Source organism: Saccharospirillum sp. HFRX-2, assembly GCF_043196805.1.
In the GTDB taxonomy this organism is placed as follows: domain Bacteria; phylum Pseudomonadota; class Gammaproteobacteria; order Pseudomonadales; family Natronospirillaceae; genus Saccharospirillum.
Genome location: NZ_JBEBMU010000005.1, coordinates 13,810 through 27,019 on the forward strand (window position 1 = coordinate 13,810; position 13,210 = coordinate 27,019).

General features: G+C 58.7%; 12 protein-coding genes. 8 read left to right on the forward strand and 4 right to left on the reverse strand.

The window, feature by feature from the left end; all coding sequences use genetic code 11:
- Window positions 1-31 precede the first annotated feature (31 nt).
- Genes ABMA60_RS11655 through ABMA60_RS11665 form a run of 3 tightly spaced genes read right to left on the reverse strand, consistent with a single transcriptional unit; the run spans window position 32 to window position 2,996 of the window.
- Window positions 32-1,072, reverse strand: coding sequence for an osmoprotectant NAGGN system M42 family peptidase (locus tag ABMA60_RS11655; protein WP_392803172.1), 1,041 nt, complete (start codon window positions 1,070-1,072; stop codon window positions 32-34).
- The gene (locus ABMA60_RS11660; RefSeq protein WP_392803175.1) at window positions 1,069-2,307 is read right to left on the reverse strand and encodes a M20 family metallo-hydrolase; all 1,239 of its coding nucleotides are present in this window, start codon (window positions 2,305-2,307) and stop codon (window positions 1,069-1,071) included. The genes ABMA60_RS11655 and ABMA60_RS11660 overlap by 4 nt, the downstream gene beginning before the upstream one ends.
- The gene (locus ABMA60_RS11665) at window positions 2,307-2,996 is read right to left on the reverse strand and encodes a DUF1028 domain-containing protein (RefSeq protein ID WP_392803178.1); all 690 of its coding nucleotides are present in this window, start codon (window positions 2,994-2,996) and stop codon (window positions 2,307-2,309) included. Before ABMA60_RS11665 ends, ABMA60_RS11660 begins: the two co-directional genes overlap by 1 nt.
- Window positions 2,997-3,182: 186 nt before the next feature.
- Here ABMA60_RS11665 and ABMA60_RS11670 point away from each other — a divergent pair, with 186 nt between their 5' ends.
- The 5 genes from ABMA60_RS11670 (at window position 3,183) to ABMA60_RS11690 (ending at window position 9,609) form a co-directional block, all read left to right on the forward strand.
- A complete protein-coding gene (locus ABMA60_RS11670) occupies window positions 3,183-4,739 on the forward strand; it encodes an ABC transporter substrate-binding protein (protein WP_392803180.1) in 1,557 nt (518 codons plus the stop codon).
- 284 nt (window positions 4,740-5,023) lie between these two features.
- Window positions 5,024-5,983: an ABC transporter permease gene (locus tag ABMA60_RS11675; RefSeq protein WP_392803182.1), complete on the forward strand. Its 960-nt coding sequence runs from the start codon at window positions 5,024-5,026 to the stop codon at window positions 5,981-5,983.
- Window positions 5,980-7,899, forward strand: coding sequence for a dipeptide/oligopeptide/nickel ABC transporter permease/ATP-binding protein (locus tag ABMA60_RS11680; protein ID WP_392803185.1), 1,920 nt, complete (start codon window positions 5,980-5,982; stop codon window positions 7,897-7,899). The genes ABMA60_RS11675 and ABMA60_RS11680 overlap by 4 nt, the downstream gene beginning before the upstream one ends.
- A complete protein-coding gene (locus tag ABMA60_RS11685) occupies window positions 7,896-8,867 on the forward strand; it encodes an ABC transporter ATP-binding protein (RefSeq protein WP_392803187.1) in 972 nt (323 codons plus the stop codon). Before ABMA60_RS11680 ends, ABMA60_RS11685 begins: the two co-directional genes overlap by 4 nt.
- A 13-nt stretch (window positions 8,868-8,880) precedes the next feature.
- Window positions 8,881-9,609: a FadR/GntR family transcriptional regulator gene (locus ABMA60_RS11690; protein ID WP_392803190.1), complete on the forward strand. Its 729-nt coding sequence runs from the start codon at window positions 8,881-8,883 to the stop codon at window positions 9,607-9,609.
- Between the two features lie 12 nt (window positions 9,610-9,621).
- Here the strand turns inward: ABMA60_RS11690 and ABMA60_RS11695 are convergent, their stop codons facing one another.
- The gene (locus ABMA60_RS11695) at window positions 9,622-10,518 is read right to left on the reverse strand and encodes an AraC family transcriptional regulator N-terminal domain-containing protein (RefSeq protein WP_392803192.1); all 897 of its coding nucleotides are present in this window, start codon (window positions 10,516-10,518) and stop codon (window positions 9,622-9,624) included.
- Between the two features lie 142 nt (window positions 10,519-10,660).
- Here ABMA60_RS11695 and ABMA60_RS11700 point away from each other — a divergent pair, with 142 nt between their 5' ends.
- The 3 genes from ABMA60_RS11700 (at window position 10,661) to ABMA60_RS11710 (ending at window position 13,209) form a co-directional block, all read left to right on the forward strand.
- Window positions 10,661-11,425 (forward strand): SDR family NAD(P)-dependent oxidoreductase, encoded by a 765-nt coding sequence (locus tag ABMA60_RS11700; protein WP_392803195.1) that lies wholly within the window; start codon window positions 10,661-10,663, stop codon window positions 11,423-11,425.
- 112 nt (window positions 11,426-11,537) lie between these two features.
- Complete coding sequence (locus ABMA60_RS11705; RefSeq protein ID WP_392803198.1) at window positions 11,538-12,809, forward strand: D-amino acid dehydrogenase; 1,272 nt, start codon at window positions 11,538-11,540, stop codon at window positions 12,807-12,809.
- A gap of 76 nt (window positions 12,810-12,885) precedes the next feature.
- Window positions 12,886-13,209 (forward strand): hypothetical protein, encoded by a 324-nt coding sequence (locus ABMA60_RS11710; protein ID WP_392803201.1) that lies wholly within the window; start codon window positions 12,886-12,888, stop codon window positions 13,207-13,209.
- Window position 13,210: the final 1 nt, after the last annotated feature.

Here is a 13,210-nt window from a genome sequence, read left to right on the forward strand (position 1 = left end):
CAGCGCTGTCCAATGGTTAGCGCCTGCAGTCTCACCGTTCCAGTGCGTAGCTCAGCAGTAAACGAGTCAGGGCGATCAGGCTGTTCTGGTGGGTGCGTTCATAACCGTGGGTGGCGTCGGTGCCGAAGCCGACCAGGGCGGTCTGGACGTCGTAGCCGGCGTGCAGTGCTGACGAACAATCGGAATGATAGTGGCGGAACACATCGCGCACGTACGGCAATTGCAGGCGCTGGCAGTGTTGCTCCAACTCGCTCAATAACGGCCGGCTGTGCGGCCCCAGGCTGTCTTTGTAGCCGAGTGTAATGGCGTCTTCGCGACTGGCCTGATTGGCCGCGACCGGGGCGATATCCAGGCTGATCAGGCTGTGCAGGTCGCGCGGCAGAGCGGTGCCGGCACCCAGGCCAATTTCTTCGGCGTTGGGGTAAGCCAGCAGCAGCGGCGAGCCGGGTTTGAGTCCGTTTTCTTTGAGCAGGGTGAGCATTTCCAGGGTGCAGGCGATGGCCGCCTTGTTGTCGAGAAAGCGGCTGTTGATATAGCCGTTGCTGATGTCCGGCCGGGCATCGAAGGTGACGATATCGCCCGGTTGAACACCTGCAGCCTGAGTTTGCTCGGCGCTGTTACTGGCAATATCGAGACGCAGCGACAGCTGTTGCCAGGCGCTGGGTTGCTGATCCACGGCGTCGTTGTAAGCATGACCGGATGCCAGCAGCGGCAGCACGGTGCCACGGATGACACCGCCTTCCGTTTTTACCGATACCCGGGCGCCTTCGGCAAAGCGCGCCGACCAGGTGCCCAGCGGCGTCAGTTCCAGGCGGCCGTCGGCGCGTATCGATTGCACCATGGCGCCGAGCGTATCCAGATGCGCCGCCAGGGCACGTTTGGGGTTCGCGCCGGTGGCGGCCAACACATTGCCGCGAGTGGTGGTGTGGACCTCAACCTCGAACTCACTCAGCCGGCGGCGCATTTCGGCTTCCATCGCGGCGGTGTCGCCGGTCGGGCTGTCGATGGCGAGCAGGTCGGTGAGCGTCTTGAGCAGTCGCTCGGTGTTGGGTTGCGGCAAGGCGGCAGTCATGCGGTTTCCTTGTTCCAGTCGAGCAGACAACGACGCAGCACGCGGGCGGCGGCATCGGCGTCGGCGGCGCTAATGGCTTCGTCGGGATGATGGCTGAGGCCATCTTTGCAGCGTACGAACAGCATGCCGACCTCGGTTAATTGATTCATTGCCAGGCCATCGTGGCCGGCGCCGCTGAACAGGTGATGCGGCCAGAATTGTTCGGCTTCGATGGCCCGCGCCAGGCGTTGCTGTAACGCCGGCGCGCAACTGACTTCGCGCTGTTCGTAAACCAGTTGGTGTTGCCACTGGCAGGGCGTGGCGGCGATGCGTTCGTCCAGTTCAGCGAACAATTTTTCACGCGCAGCCAGGCGGATTTCGGTCACCGGTGAGCGCAATTCGATGGTCAGTTCGACCCGGCTGGGAATGACGTTCACAGCGTTGGGCGTGACGCTCAGTTCGCCAACGACGCCGACCAGATCGTCCGTCTCGCGGCAATGCGCGTCCAAGGTGCGTACCACCTCGGTGGCGGCCACCAAGGCATCGCGCCGCAATTCCATCGGTGTGGTGCCGGCATGGCCGGCCTTGCCGTCGAGGCGCACTTTATGGCGTTCGATACCGGTAATGGCGGTGACCACACCGATCGGTAGATCCAGCGATTCCAATACCGGGCCCTGCTCGATATGCACTTCCAGAAAACCGGCGATCTGTTTGGGGTTTCGCGCCAGAGTGGGAATCTTGTCCGGGTTGCTGCCCAGATCACGCAATGCCTGAGCGAGGGTGACGCCGTCGGCACCGGTCGCTTCAAGCATGGCCACATCAAAAGTGCCGGCCAGCGCCGAGCTGCCGATCAGCGTCGAGGAAAAACGCGCGCCTTCTTCGTCGCTGAAGGCGACCAGTTCGATGTTCAGCGGCAGCGTTTCGCCACCTTGATGTAAGTCCTCCAGCACAACCAGCGGCAGCAGCACGCCGAGCATGCCGTCGTAAGCGCCGCCCTGGCGCACCGTATCCTGATGCGAACCGATAATCAGCGTTTTGGCGCCGGGCACAGTCTTGGTGCGCCCGACCAGATTGCCGGCGGCGTCCAGTTCGGTATTTAGCCCGGCTTTTTGCATCCATTCGGTCAGATCGTTCAGCACAGCACGATGCTCGGCGGTGCCCAGCAAGCGGGTGACGCCGGGGCCGGGTTCTGAATGGCGCGCGGCCAACTCCGATAATTGCATGATGCGCTGACCCAGATTCTCCGAGGTTGCCATCAGCGGATCTCCTCATTGCTGACATGCCCCGTTTTGGACGGATGGGTATAGGTTGGCACGCCATCCAAAAACGCCTGAAAGGCATGCGCCTTGGTCTTGGTGTAGAGCGCTTTGAGCTGATCGATGCAGCCGGCGTCGGCCCAATCGACGCGTAAATCGACCGGTGGTTTATCCGGGCTGTGCACGCGCAAGGCCGCGCTGTGAGTGCCGCGCTGGTCACCGCCTTCGGCTTCGCCAGCGGCCAGCGCAGCGAGCAAGCGTTCGTGCAAGGGCAGGTCGGGGTGAGTGAGAAAGGCGTCGAGCATGGCGTCGATCACCGCCGGGCTGGTCAGAATATTGCCTGCTAAAGCCAGGTTGTGCTGACAGTGCTGGGTCTTCTCGCCGAGGTTGGCGCTGCCAGTATGGGCTGCTGTGTTGCCCTGGGCATCGCAGACCAGAAACTGGCGCTGCATTTCACCTTCGTCGGCATCGATCAGCTGCTGACGTACCTGGTCGGCGCTGTGGCCTTGTGCCAGTAGCGCCAGACCGCGGTCGCCATACAGCCAGTTGGTGAAGGCACCCTGGGTGGCAATGGCGCCAACGTCCTGGCGCAGATGGGGAACAAAGCCGCCGACGGCGACACTGCCGGTGGCGGTGGCGACGCCCAACGATCCGTTAGTCGGATCGCGGGCGACAAGCGAATAGGTCATACCTCTAGCCTGAAGTTGCTGCGATCTACCTTGAATTTATCATCATAAAATTTGTTGCGTCCACTAATTTGTAGTGATAAATGTATTTGGCGTCAGCGTATCGAGCTGACCCGGCAATCGGTCGTGCAGAAGCCGAGTCGGGCAAATCACAATAATTCGAATCTTGCAGCGAGAGAGGCGCCTACCGTGAAAAAACTGATTCACTCCCTGACGCTGGGTGTAGCTGTCCTGGCGAGCGGGTCGCTTTGGGCACAAACGCCCTCGGACGTCCTGGTCGTGGGGCAAATTGCCGAACCCCAGTCGCTCGACCCCCATACCGTTACTGCCGTGAACGACTTCCGCATCCTGGTCAATATCTACGATGGCCTGGTGCGCTACGCCGACGGCACTTTGAATGTTGAACCGTCGCTGGCGGAAAGCTGGGACATCAGCGACGACGGCCTGGAATACACCTTTGAGCTGCGCGAAGGCGTCGAATTTCACGATGGCACGCCCTTTAATGCCGAAGCTGTGGTGTTCAACTTCGAGCGCATGCTCGATGAAAACCATCCTTATCACGACACCGGCCCCTTCCCGTTGTCGTTCAACTTCGGTCAGGTCGACAGCGTGGAAGCCATCGATGACTACGAAGTGAAATTCACCCTGTCCGAACCCTTCGCGCCCTTTTTGTCGAACCTGGCGTATCCGACCGGGCTGATTATTTCTCCGGCGGCGGTGCGCGAATACGGCCAGGACGTGGGTCGTCATCCGTCCGGTACCGGCGCTTTTAAATTCGAAGAATGGCAGGCCAACCAGCGCGTTGTGGTCAGCGCCAACGCCGATTACTGGGATGGCGCGCCGGACCTCGAAGCCGTGGTTTTCCGCCCCATTACCGACGCCAACACCCGCGTTGCCGAAATGCTTTCCGGTGGTATCGACATGATGGTGGAAGTGCCGCCGGATAACGTCGCCACCTTTGCTGAAGACAGCGCTTTCAATGTTTATGAACAGGCTGGCCCGCATCTGTGGTTCCTGATTCTGAACCTGAAGGAAGAACCCTTCAGCGACAAGCGCGTGCGTCAGGCTGTGAACTACGCCATCAACAAGCAGGCGTTGGTCGATAACGTGCTGCAGGGTACCGCCACCGTCGCCACCGGCCCGACCCCGCCTGCCTTCGGCTGGGCTTACAACGAAGACCTGGAACCCTATCCGTACGATCCGGACAGGGCCCGTGAACTGCTCGCCGAAGCCGGTGCCGAAGGCGCGGAAGTGACCTTCTACGTCACCGAAGGTGGCTCCGGTATGCTCGACCCGATTTCCATGGGCACCGCTATTCAGGCCGATCTGGCCGCTGTCGGTCTGGATGTGAACATCGAGACTTACGAGTGGAATACCTTCCTCGGCCGCGTTAACCCGGGTCTGGAAGGCAAGGCCGATATGGCGGAAATGGCCTGGATGACTAACGATCCGGATACGCTGCCGTTCCTGGCCTTGCGCACCGAAGCCTGGCCTGAAAACGGCGGTTTCAATTCAGGTTATTACTCCAATCCGGAAGTCGATGAACTGCTGAACCAGGCGCGTACTGCCACCGATCAGGACGAACGCGCGGCGCTCTATAAAGAGATGCAGGAAATCGTTTACGACGATGCACCCTGGGCCTTTATCGCCAACTGGCAGCAGAATGCGGTAGCGACCGATGCGGTGGAGAATTTCTCCCTGCAGCCGTCCTTCCTGTTGCAGTTGCATGATGTGAGTAAGCCTTGATGGGCTGAGGTAATCGGGGCTTTTATTAAGCCCCGGTTTTTTGTTGCGGATTTATTCATCGTATTTTGGGTGGTTAAGGTCCGCAGCTACCTTGGCTGAGCTGTTTGGAGGCACGCCGATGTGTCGGACCACGTAAACCCATCCATGGAGGCTCGGCTTTGGCCGTCCTGGCCAAAGACGTCCTCCAAACAGCTCAGCCAAGGCAACTGCTACCACTGTGGTTGATCTCGGTTGTGTGCCATAAGCCACTAAAACCATAAAACGGCCAAAATATCGGGGCATTTATGAACCCTTCCATAGCGGCCTATATCGGCCGACGACTTTTATTAACGGTGCCGGTTCTGTTCGGTCTAACCATCATCGTTTTTTTTATTATGGCGATGATTCCCGGTGATCCGGCGCTGGCCATTCTGGGTTCCTATGCGACGCCGGAAAACGTCGCTCAGGTGAATCAACAACTGGGCCTCGATAAACCCCTGGTGCAGCAATACACCACCTGGTTGGGCAATGTGTTGCAAGGGGATTTTGGCCGTTCTTATCGTCAGAACCGCGACGTGTTGGACATCATCGGCGAACGCTTTGGCGCGACCTTAATTCTGGCCGGTACCGCCTTGGTGCTCTGTTCCATCTTCGGTATGTTGGTCGGCATTGTTTCCGCTGTACGTCAGTACGGCTGGGCCGATAAGGTGCTCACGTTGATCGTCTTGATCGGTATTTCCACCCCGGCGTTCTGGTTGGGTTTGTTGTTGATCATGTTGTTTGCTGTGCAATTGCGCTGGCTGCCCGCCAGTGGCATGTACGCCATTTACGGCGGCGGTGATCTGCCTGATTTAATTGTCCATCTTATTCTGCCGGCTTCGACGCTGGCCTTTATTGCCACCGGCGTTATTGCGCGCTTAACACGCGCCTCCATGCTCGAAGTTTTGCGTCAGGATTATATTCGGACCGCTCGTGCCAAAGGCTTGCATGAAGGTCGGGTTATTTATCGGCATGCCTTTAAAGCAGCGCTGGTTTCCATCGTTCCGGTCATCGGAATTCAGGCGGGTTTTGTGTTGGGTGGCGCGGTTTATATCGAAACAGTTTTTCAATGGCCCGGCATCGGTTCCATGTTGGTGAACGCCATTTCCACGCGCGATTTGTTAGTGGTGCAGGGCGGCGTGCTGATCGTCGCGGCGGCCTATGTGTTGTTTAATCTGGTCGCCGATGTGGTCCAGGTTCTGCTCGACCCGAGGGTGACGACATGACCACTGCCACCGCTCCTACCCCAATGAGAAAACGCAGCGGTCGCGCTGGAACTTTGGCCTTGCTGGTGCGTAATCGACTGGCCGCTTTTGGCTTGGTCGTTATCCTCGCGGTTATCGCGCTGGTGCTGGTGACGCCCTGGTTGCCATTAGCCGATCCCGATATCACCGAGCTCGCCAATCGGCTGCAGCCGCCGTTCAGTGACGGCCATTTTTTAGGCACCGATCAGCTCGGTCGCGATCTGCTGTCGCGTCTGTTGTGGGGCACTCGCGTTTCACTCGCCGTTGGCATTGCCGCCACTTTGGTGGCGGCCTTTTTCGGCTCGCTGATCGGTCTGGTCGCCGGTTATTTTGGCGGCCGTATCGACGGCAGTCTGATGCGCGGCATCGACATGCTGATGGCCTTTCCTTACATCTTGCTGGCGCTGGCGATTGTTGCCGCACTCGGCCCGGGTTTGATGAATGCGCTGTACGCCATCGCCATCGTCAATATTCCCTTCTTCGCGCGTAATGTGCGTGGCGTGGTGGTGACCTTGCGCAATCGGGAGTTCGTTGATGCCGCGCGCCTATCCGGTAAAGGCGATGCGCGCATTTTGCTCAGCGAAGTGCTGCCTAATGTGTTGCCGGTGATTGTGATTACCATGTCGACCACCGTTGGTTGGATGATTCTGGAAACTGCCGGCCTGTCTTTTTTGGGTTTGGGTGCGCAACCACCAACGGCTGATCTGGGTTCCATTCTCGGCGAAGGTCGCAGTCTGATTATCAATGCGCCACACGTTGCCAGCCTCGCTGGTCTGGTGATTTTTATTCTGGTGATGAGCATTAATCTACTGGGCGACGGCGTGCGCGATGCGCTCGATCCGCGCCTGAAAGCCGGTGCGTTGCGCCGGCCGGCGGCACGGACTGAAGTTGCCAAGGCAGCGCGCCAACCGGCCAGCGGTGAACAAAATGGCTTGCTGGAGGTGAAGGATTTACGCACTGAATTTCATCTCGGTGGCAGCGTGCATCAGGCCGTGAATGGCCCGAGTTTCAGCATTCAGCCAGGCGAGTGTTTGGGCATTATCGGCGAATCCGGTTCCGGTAAATCGGTGACGGCCATGTCGTTGCTGGGTTTGGTGGCGTCGCCGCCGGGTGTGATTGTCGATGGTCAGGTGAACTACAAAAACGACAACATTCTTGGTGTTAATGACGAACAACTGCGTTCGCTGCGCGGTGGTGAGCTGGCTTATATTTTTCAGGATCCGTTGTCGACTTTGCATCCGCTGTTCAGCATTGGCGATCAACTGGTCGAGGCGATGCGCGCTCATGCGCTGATCAGCCATCGCGCTGCCTGGAAACGCGCGGTCGAATTGCTGGAATCGGTGCGCATTCCCAACGCGGCACAACGCGCCAAACTCTATCCGCATCAGTTGTCGGGTGGCATGCGTCAGCGTGTGTCTATTGCCATGGCGTTGGCGAATGAGCCGCAACTGATTATTGCCGATGAACCAACCACGGCGTTAGATGTGACGGTTCAGGCGCAGGTGTTGCGGCTGCTCAATCAATTGCGTCGTGAGCGTAACGCCAGCCTGATGTTTATTACCCACGACTTCGGCGTGGTCTCGGAAATTTGTGACCGAGTGGCGGTGATGTACGCCGGTGAAATTGTTGAAATCGGACCCGTGGCGGAAGTGCTCGCCAAGCCTGCGCATCCCTATACACGCCGGCTGATCGAATGCGTGCCGGACATCCGCAAAGGCGGCACCGAGCTGGCCGAAATTCCCGGCCTGCCACCGACCGTCAGCGACCTGCCGGTCGGCTGTAAATTCGCCGATCGCTGCGACCGCGTGACCGATAGCTGCCGCCAGGCACCGATCGAATTAACGACCCTGACCGAAGCGCGACAGGCGCGCTGTATTTTCGCGCAGGAGGTGCTATGAACAAGCTCGAAGTCAATGAACTGGTCAAGCGTTTTGGCGGTGGCCGCAATCTGTTCGGCCAGTCGATTCCTGCCGTTCATGCGGTGCGCAATCTTGGTTTTGAGGTGAAGCCGGGTGAAATTCTCGGCATTGTCGGGGAGTCTGGCTGCGGCAAATCGACCTTGGCGCGTATGTTGGTCGGGCTCGATCAACCGACCGACGGCAGCATTCATCTCGATGGCGAACCGCTGGCGAAGGCTGGTAAAAAAGTCGATCTGAAACAGCTCTCGCGCAAGGTGCAGTACATTTTTCAGGACCCGAATAGTTCGCTCAATCCACGCAAAACCATTCGCGATATTCTGTCGGCGCCGCTGATTCATCTGCGTCATTTAAATGCCGAGCAGCGCGAGCAACGATTGCTAGAGCTGATGACTCACGTCAACCTGCGCCCGGAATTTCTCGACCGTTATCCGCACGAATTCTCCGGTGGCCAGGCGCAGCGTATTGGTATCGCCCGGGCACTGGCAGCCGAGCCGGATGTTCTGGTTTTGGACGAACCAGTGTCGGCGCTCGATGTCTCGGTCCAGGCTCAGGTACTGAACCTGCTCAAGCGCTTGCGCGATGAATTCCAACTGACCTATCTGTTTATCAGTCACGATCTGGGTGTGGTGCGCAATTTCTGCGACCGGGTGGTGGTGATGTATTTCGGCCGCATTGTTGAGCAGGGCGGAGTCGATGATCTGTTCGAACATCCGCGTCATCCATACACCCAGCGTCTGCTCGATTCGGTACCCGGCAATACCCAACTGCGCCTGCCGCCGGAAAGCGATGCCGTGGTATTACCCGACCCGTTCGACCCGCCATTGGGCTGTGCCTTTGAGCCGCGCTGTCCATTTGCCCAGGCGGACTGCACGCGCAGTGATCCGAGCTTAATTGAAGTGGGCTCTGGCCAGCGATTGGCGTGCTATCATCCGCCGGATAATCATTGAACCGAATGCTTCTATGACCAAACGCTCCGATCAGGTAACCGACGCACTCAAGGCGATGATCGCCGAACACCGACTTAAACCCGGTGACCGTCTGCCACAGGAAAAGAGGCTGATGGAAGACTTCGGCGCGGCCAAAGGTACGGTACGCGAAGCCTTAAAAGCGTTGGAAACCCAGGGACTGATTGCCACCCGAACCGGGCCGGGTGGTGGCGCTTTCGTTGCTGATGTGCCGCCGGATCGGGCCATGTCGTTATTGGCGAATTATTTCTACTTTAAGCAGATCACCATTCACGATATTTACCAGCTGCGCATTCATCTGGAACCGGAGATGGCGGCGTCGGTGGTCGGTCGGTTAAGTGACGAGGATTTCCGCCGCCTGCAAACCACCATGACCGTTTATGATGTGCCGCCCACCAACCAGCAGGAAGAACATGCGCTGCGTCTGGCGGAGCTGAGTTTCCACGAAGTGTTGGTCGATCTGTGCCCTAATCCTATTCTCAGTTTTACCTGCCATTTTTTGCTCGGCCTGCTGAAAAATCTGCGTCTGTGTCACGATATTTATGACCTGCCCAACCCGGAATTATGGGAAACCGGCAAGTACTATCAGATGCAGTTAATCGGTGCGCTTAAGCGCGAAAACGAAGCCGATGTGCGACGCATTATGCGCGAGCATATGCAACGTGCCGAAGCGCTGATGCAGCAACAGGAAACCATTGTTCTGGATGGTTTTCTGCCCGCCTAGACCTCCTGAAACTCAGCCATATTCCGGCATGGTTGGTGTCGCGCGGGCGTCGCGTTTGGGCGGCCGGCCGAACATACGGGCGTATTCACGGCTGAATTGCGATGCGCTTTCATAACCGGTGGCGTAGGCGGCGCTTTCGACTTTGGCACCTTCGGTGAACAACAGTCGGCGCGCTTCCAGCAGTCGTAATTGTTTTTGATATTGCAACGGCGTCATGTCGGTGACGGCTTTGAACTGGCGATGAAAACTCGACAGACTCAGCCGCGCTTGCGCCGCTAATTCTTCCAGCCTTAAGGGTGCAATAAAATCATTTCGGATGCGGTGGACGGCGCGCATGATCGGCGCCGGATGGTCGCGTCCCAAGGTCAGCGCCACCAGGGAATTGCCGTAAGGTCCGCTGAGTAGCCAGTACGCCAGTTCGCGTTGAATCAGTGGCGCCAGGATGGGAATGGCATCGGGCTGGTCGAGCAATTGCACCAGTCGCAACACGCAGTCCTCCAGTCGTTCATCCAGTTCAATCACCAGAGCGCTGCCCGTCTTGGCGTTTGCGGCCTGTGGCGGTGGCTCAAGTTGATCGTAGACATCACGCAGAATAACCGGGTCGAGTTCGACCACAGCACCGAGAAAAGGCGCCTCCGGACTGGCCTGAATAATGCGACCGACCGACGGCAATTCCATATTCACCAACAACGCCTGGCCGGCACGAAAAGCGTGTTGCTGTTCGCCAAAGCTGGTTTGTTTGCTGCCTTGAGTGGCGATGCAGAGCGATGGTTGGGAGAGGATGTGCTTGGGTTCATCCGGCACGTCGGCACGCAGTAAAACCAGACCATCGATGGCGGTCAGCCAGGGATTTTCGCCCGGGTTTTGGTCGGTGTAGGCGGCAATGGCCTGATTCAGTCGGCTGGACATAAACACCTCCGTCACGCTCAGGGCCGCCATGATAGAGAAAACGTTATGACATGAATAGGCATAAAATACCGGATTTCCGGCATTAATATCGGCAGGTCGATGACATTAAATGGCAGGCGTTCACTGAAGAGGAGCCACTGTCATGAACACATCCACTCAACAGATTGCACTGATCACCGGCGGCAGCCGCGGCCTGGGCCGTGAAACTGCCTTGAACCTCGCCCAGCGTGGCGTCGATGTGATTTTTACCTACCAGAACAACGCAGCGGCGGCGGCCGAGGTGGTCGAGCAGATCGAAGCACAGGGCCGTCGGGCGATTGCCCTGCAACTGGATACCGGCGCCAGCGACAGCTTCGCGGCTTTTGCCCGGTCTCTGACTGAAGCGCTGTCTGAGCTTGGTTCCGACCGCCTGGATTTTCTGGTCAACAACGCCGGCGGTTCGCACCATGCGCTGATCGCCGAAGCCGCCGGAGACGATCTGGATACGCTCTATCAGGTGCATTTCAAAGGCGTCTTTATGCTCACCCAGACGGTGTTGCCGTTGATCCGCGACGGTGGCGCCATCGTCAATATTTCTTCCGGCCTGACCCGTATTATTTATCCGGGCAGCGCGGCCTATGGCGCCATGAAAGGCGCGGTGGAAGTCTTTACCCGTTACCTGGCAAAAGAGCTGGGCCCGCGTGGCATCCGCGTCAACGTGGTCGCGCCGGGTGCGGTGCAGACCGATTTCAGCGGCGGCATGGTGCGCGACAATCCTGAGGTCAACCAGGCGGTAGCATCGGTAACGGCTCTGGGTCGTCCGGGTCTGCCGAGCGACATTGGCCCGATGATCGCTTCGCTGTTATCCGACGATAATCGTTGGATCAACGCCGAGCGCATCGAAGTCTCCGGCGGCATGGCGATCTGATTCTTTACCGCTGATATTTCCCTCGCACAGGCTATCGCAGGCGATGCCGTATCGTTAGGCTGGTGGTTGGGCCGGGTCGTTGTGCACAACCATTAGAGGGGAATATCGCAGTATGAAAATTCTGATCATCGGCGCTGGTGTGATTGGCGTCACCACTGCCTGGACGCTGCAACGGCGTGGCCATGACGTCACCGTTGTCGATAAAGCCAGTTCTGCGGCGCTGGAGACCAGTTATGCCAATGCCGGTCAGCGTTCCTATGGTCATGTCTCGCCCTGGGCCTCGCCGTCGATGATTCGTCAGGCGCTGCCATCGATGCTGCGCACTGAAGGTCCGCTGAAACTGAAACTGTTGCCGTCGGCGCGGATGATTCAGTTCCTGATCAGCATGACCCGTTTTGCCGGCCAGCCCGCGCTGTTCCGGCGCAACCACGAAGCCATGCTGCGGCTGGCGCAATTCAGTCGCGAGCAGTTTTTGGCGTTGGAAGACGCCGAACCCTTCGACTTCGACGGCGGCCATCGCGGCCTGCTGAAACTCGCCAACACCGAAGCCGATAAGCGCGAACTGCTGCATATCGGTGAGCTGTTAGCGCGCCTGGGTATCGATAACCGCTGGCTCGATCCGGATGAAACTCTCGCTCAGGAACCGGGGTTGTCATCGGGCGGTGCCGGCAGTTTGCTGGTGCCCGGTGACGGCACTGGCGATTGCCAGCGCTTTACCGAGCGCCTGGCTGAACGCGCGGCGGCTGCGGGTGTGCAGTTCCGTTATCGCACCGAAGCCACGCATCTGCGCACCGACGATAAAACCTTGCACTCGGTGCAGCTCACCGGCCCCGAGGGCGAAGAATGGTTCAATGCCGATGCCTTCGTCATCTGCGCGGGCTGTGGCAGCCGTGAACTGGCGTTTTCGCTGGGTGTGCATCTGCCCATTTATCCGGTCAAAGGTTATTCGCTGACCGCGCCTGTTGCCGATGCTTCTCGTGCGCCGCAATCGACCATGATCGACGAGAACCGCAAGGTCGCGATTACTCGGCTTGGTGATCGGGTCAGAGTCACCGGTTTTGCGGAACTCGCCGATTTTGACCGTCGTCTGTTACCGCGCCGCTTGAAGTCCATTCGCACCAGCCTGGAAAGCCGCTTTCCCGGCGCTGCCGATTGGAGCCAGGCCGAACCCTGGACCGGCTTCCGACCGATGACACCGGACGGTCCGGCGGCCATTGGCCTGGGTCGGCAAAGCAACGTCTACTACAACACCGGCCACGGCACCTGGGGCTGGACGCTGGCCATGGGCAGCGCTGAAATTATTGCTCAGCAGATTGCCGGTGAAGAACCGTCAGTCGAGATGACCGCCTTCCGTGCGCGTCGCTTTACCGGCGGTCTGACATGAGCTGAGACGATTTAGCCGCTAGCGCCAGGGCTTTGTTATACTGACTCGTTAATCTTGGCTAAAGGCGAGGGCGGTAGTGAAACGACCCCCCAGCAAAAAAGACATCCGTCACGACCTGGAAGACCAGGTCGAGGCCTTTCTGCGTGAAGGCGGCGAGATTGAGTGGGTGGACCGTGGTCGCTCCGGGCTGGAAGCCAACAAGCCGTGGAGCAATCCGTTCCATGCCTCACCCAGCGACGAACCCAAAGCGTCGCGCACCCCGGTGCCAGAAGTGGTTGCTGCCATCGATTCGCGCAAACAGAAAAAACCGCCACAAACCACTCGCAACCACCGCCGCCCGCGCAAGCAATGGATCTACGACGATTTCGGCGAACCGGTGCGCTGGGTGTGGAAGGAATAAG

Coding starts and splice junctions, on each gene's coding strand:
- ABMA60_RS11695 (WP_392803192.1), bottom strand. CDS start 10,518: ATGTCCAGCCGACTGAATCAGGCCATTGCCGCCTACACCGACCAAAAC.
- ABMA60_RS11705 (WP_392803198.1), top strand. CDS start 11,538: ATGAAAATTCTGATCATCGGCGCTGGTGTGATTGGCGTCACCACTGCC.
- ABMA60_RS11665 (WP_392803178.1), bottom strand. CDS start 2,996: ATGACCTATTCGCTTGTCGCCCGCGATCCGACTAACGGATCGTTGGGC.
- ABMA60_RS11680 (WP_392803185.1), top strand. CDS start 5,980: ATGACCACTGCCACCGCTCCTACCCCAATGAGAAAACGCAGCGGTCGC.
- ABMA60_RS11675 (WP_392803182.1), top strand. CDS start 5,024: ATGAACCCTTCCATAGCGGCCTATATCGGCCGACGACTTTTATTAACG.
- ABMA60_RS11685 (WP_392803187.1), top strand. CDS start 7,896: ATGAACAAGCTCGAAGTCAATGAACTGGTCAAGCGTTTTGGCGGTGGC.
- ABMA60_RS11700 (WP_392803195.1), top strand. CDS start 10,661: ATGAACACATCCACTCAACAGATTGCACTGATCACCGGCGGCAGCCGC.
- ABMA60_RS11655 (WP_392803172.1), bottom strand. CDS start 1,072: ATGACTGCCGCCTTGCCGCAACCCAACACCGAGCGACTGCTCAAGACG.
- ABMA60_RS11660 (WP_392803175.1), bottom strand. CDS start 2,307: ATGGCAACCTCGGAGAATCTGGGTCAGCGCATCATGCAATTATCGGAG.
- ABMA60_RS11690 (WP_392803190.1), top strand. CDS start 8,881: ATGACCAAACGCTCCGATCAGGTAACCGACGCACTCAAGGCGATGATC.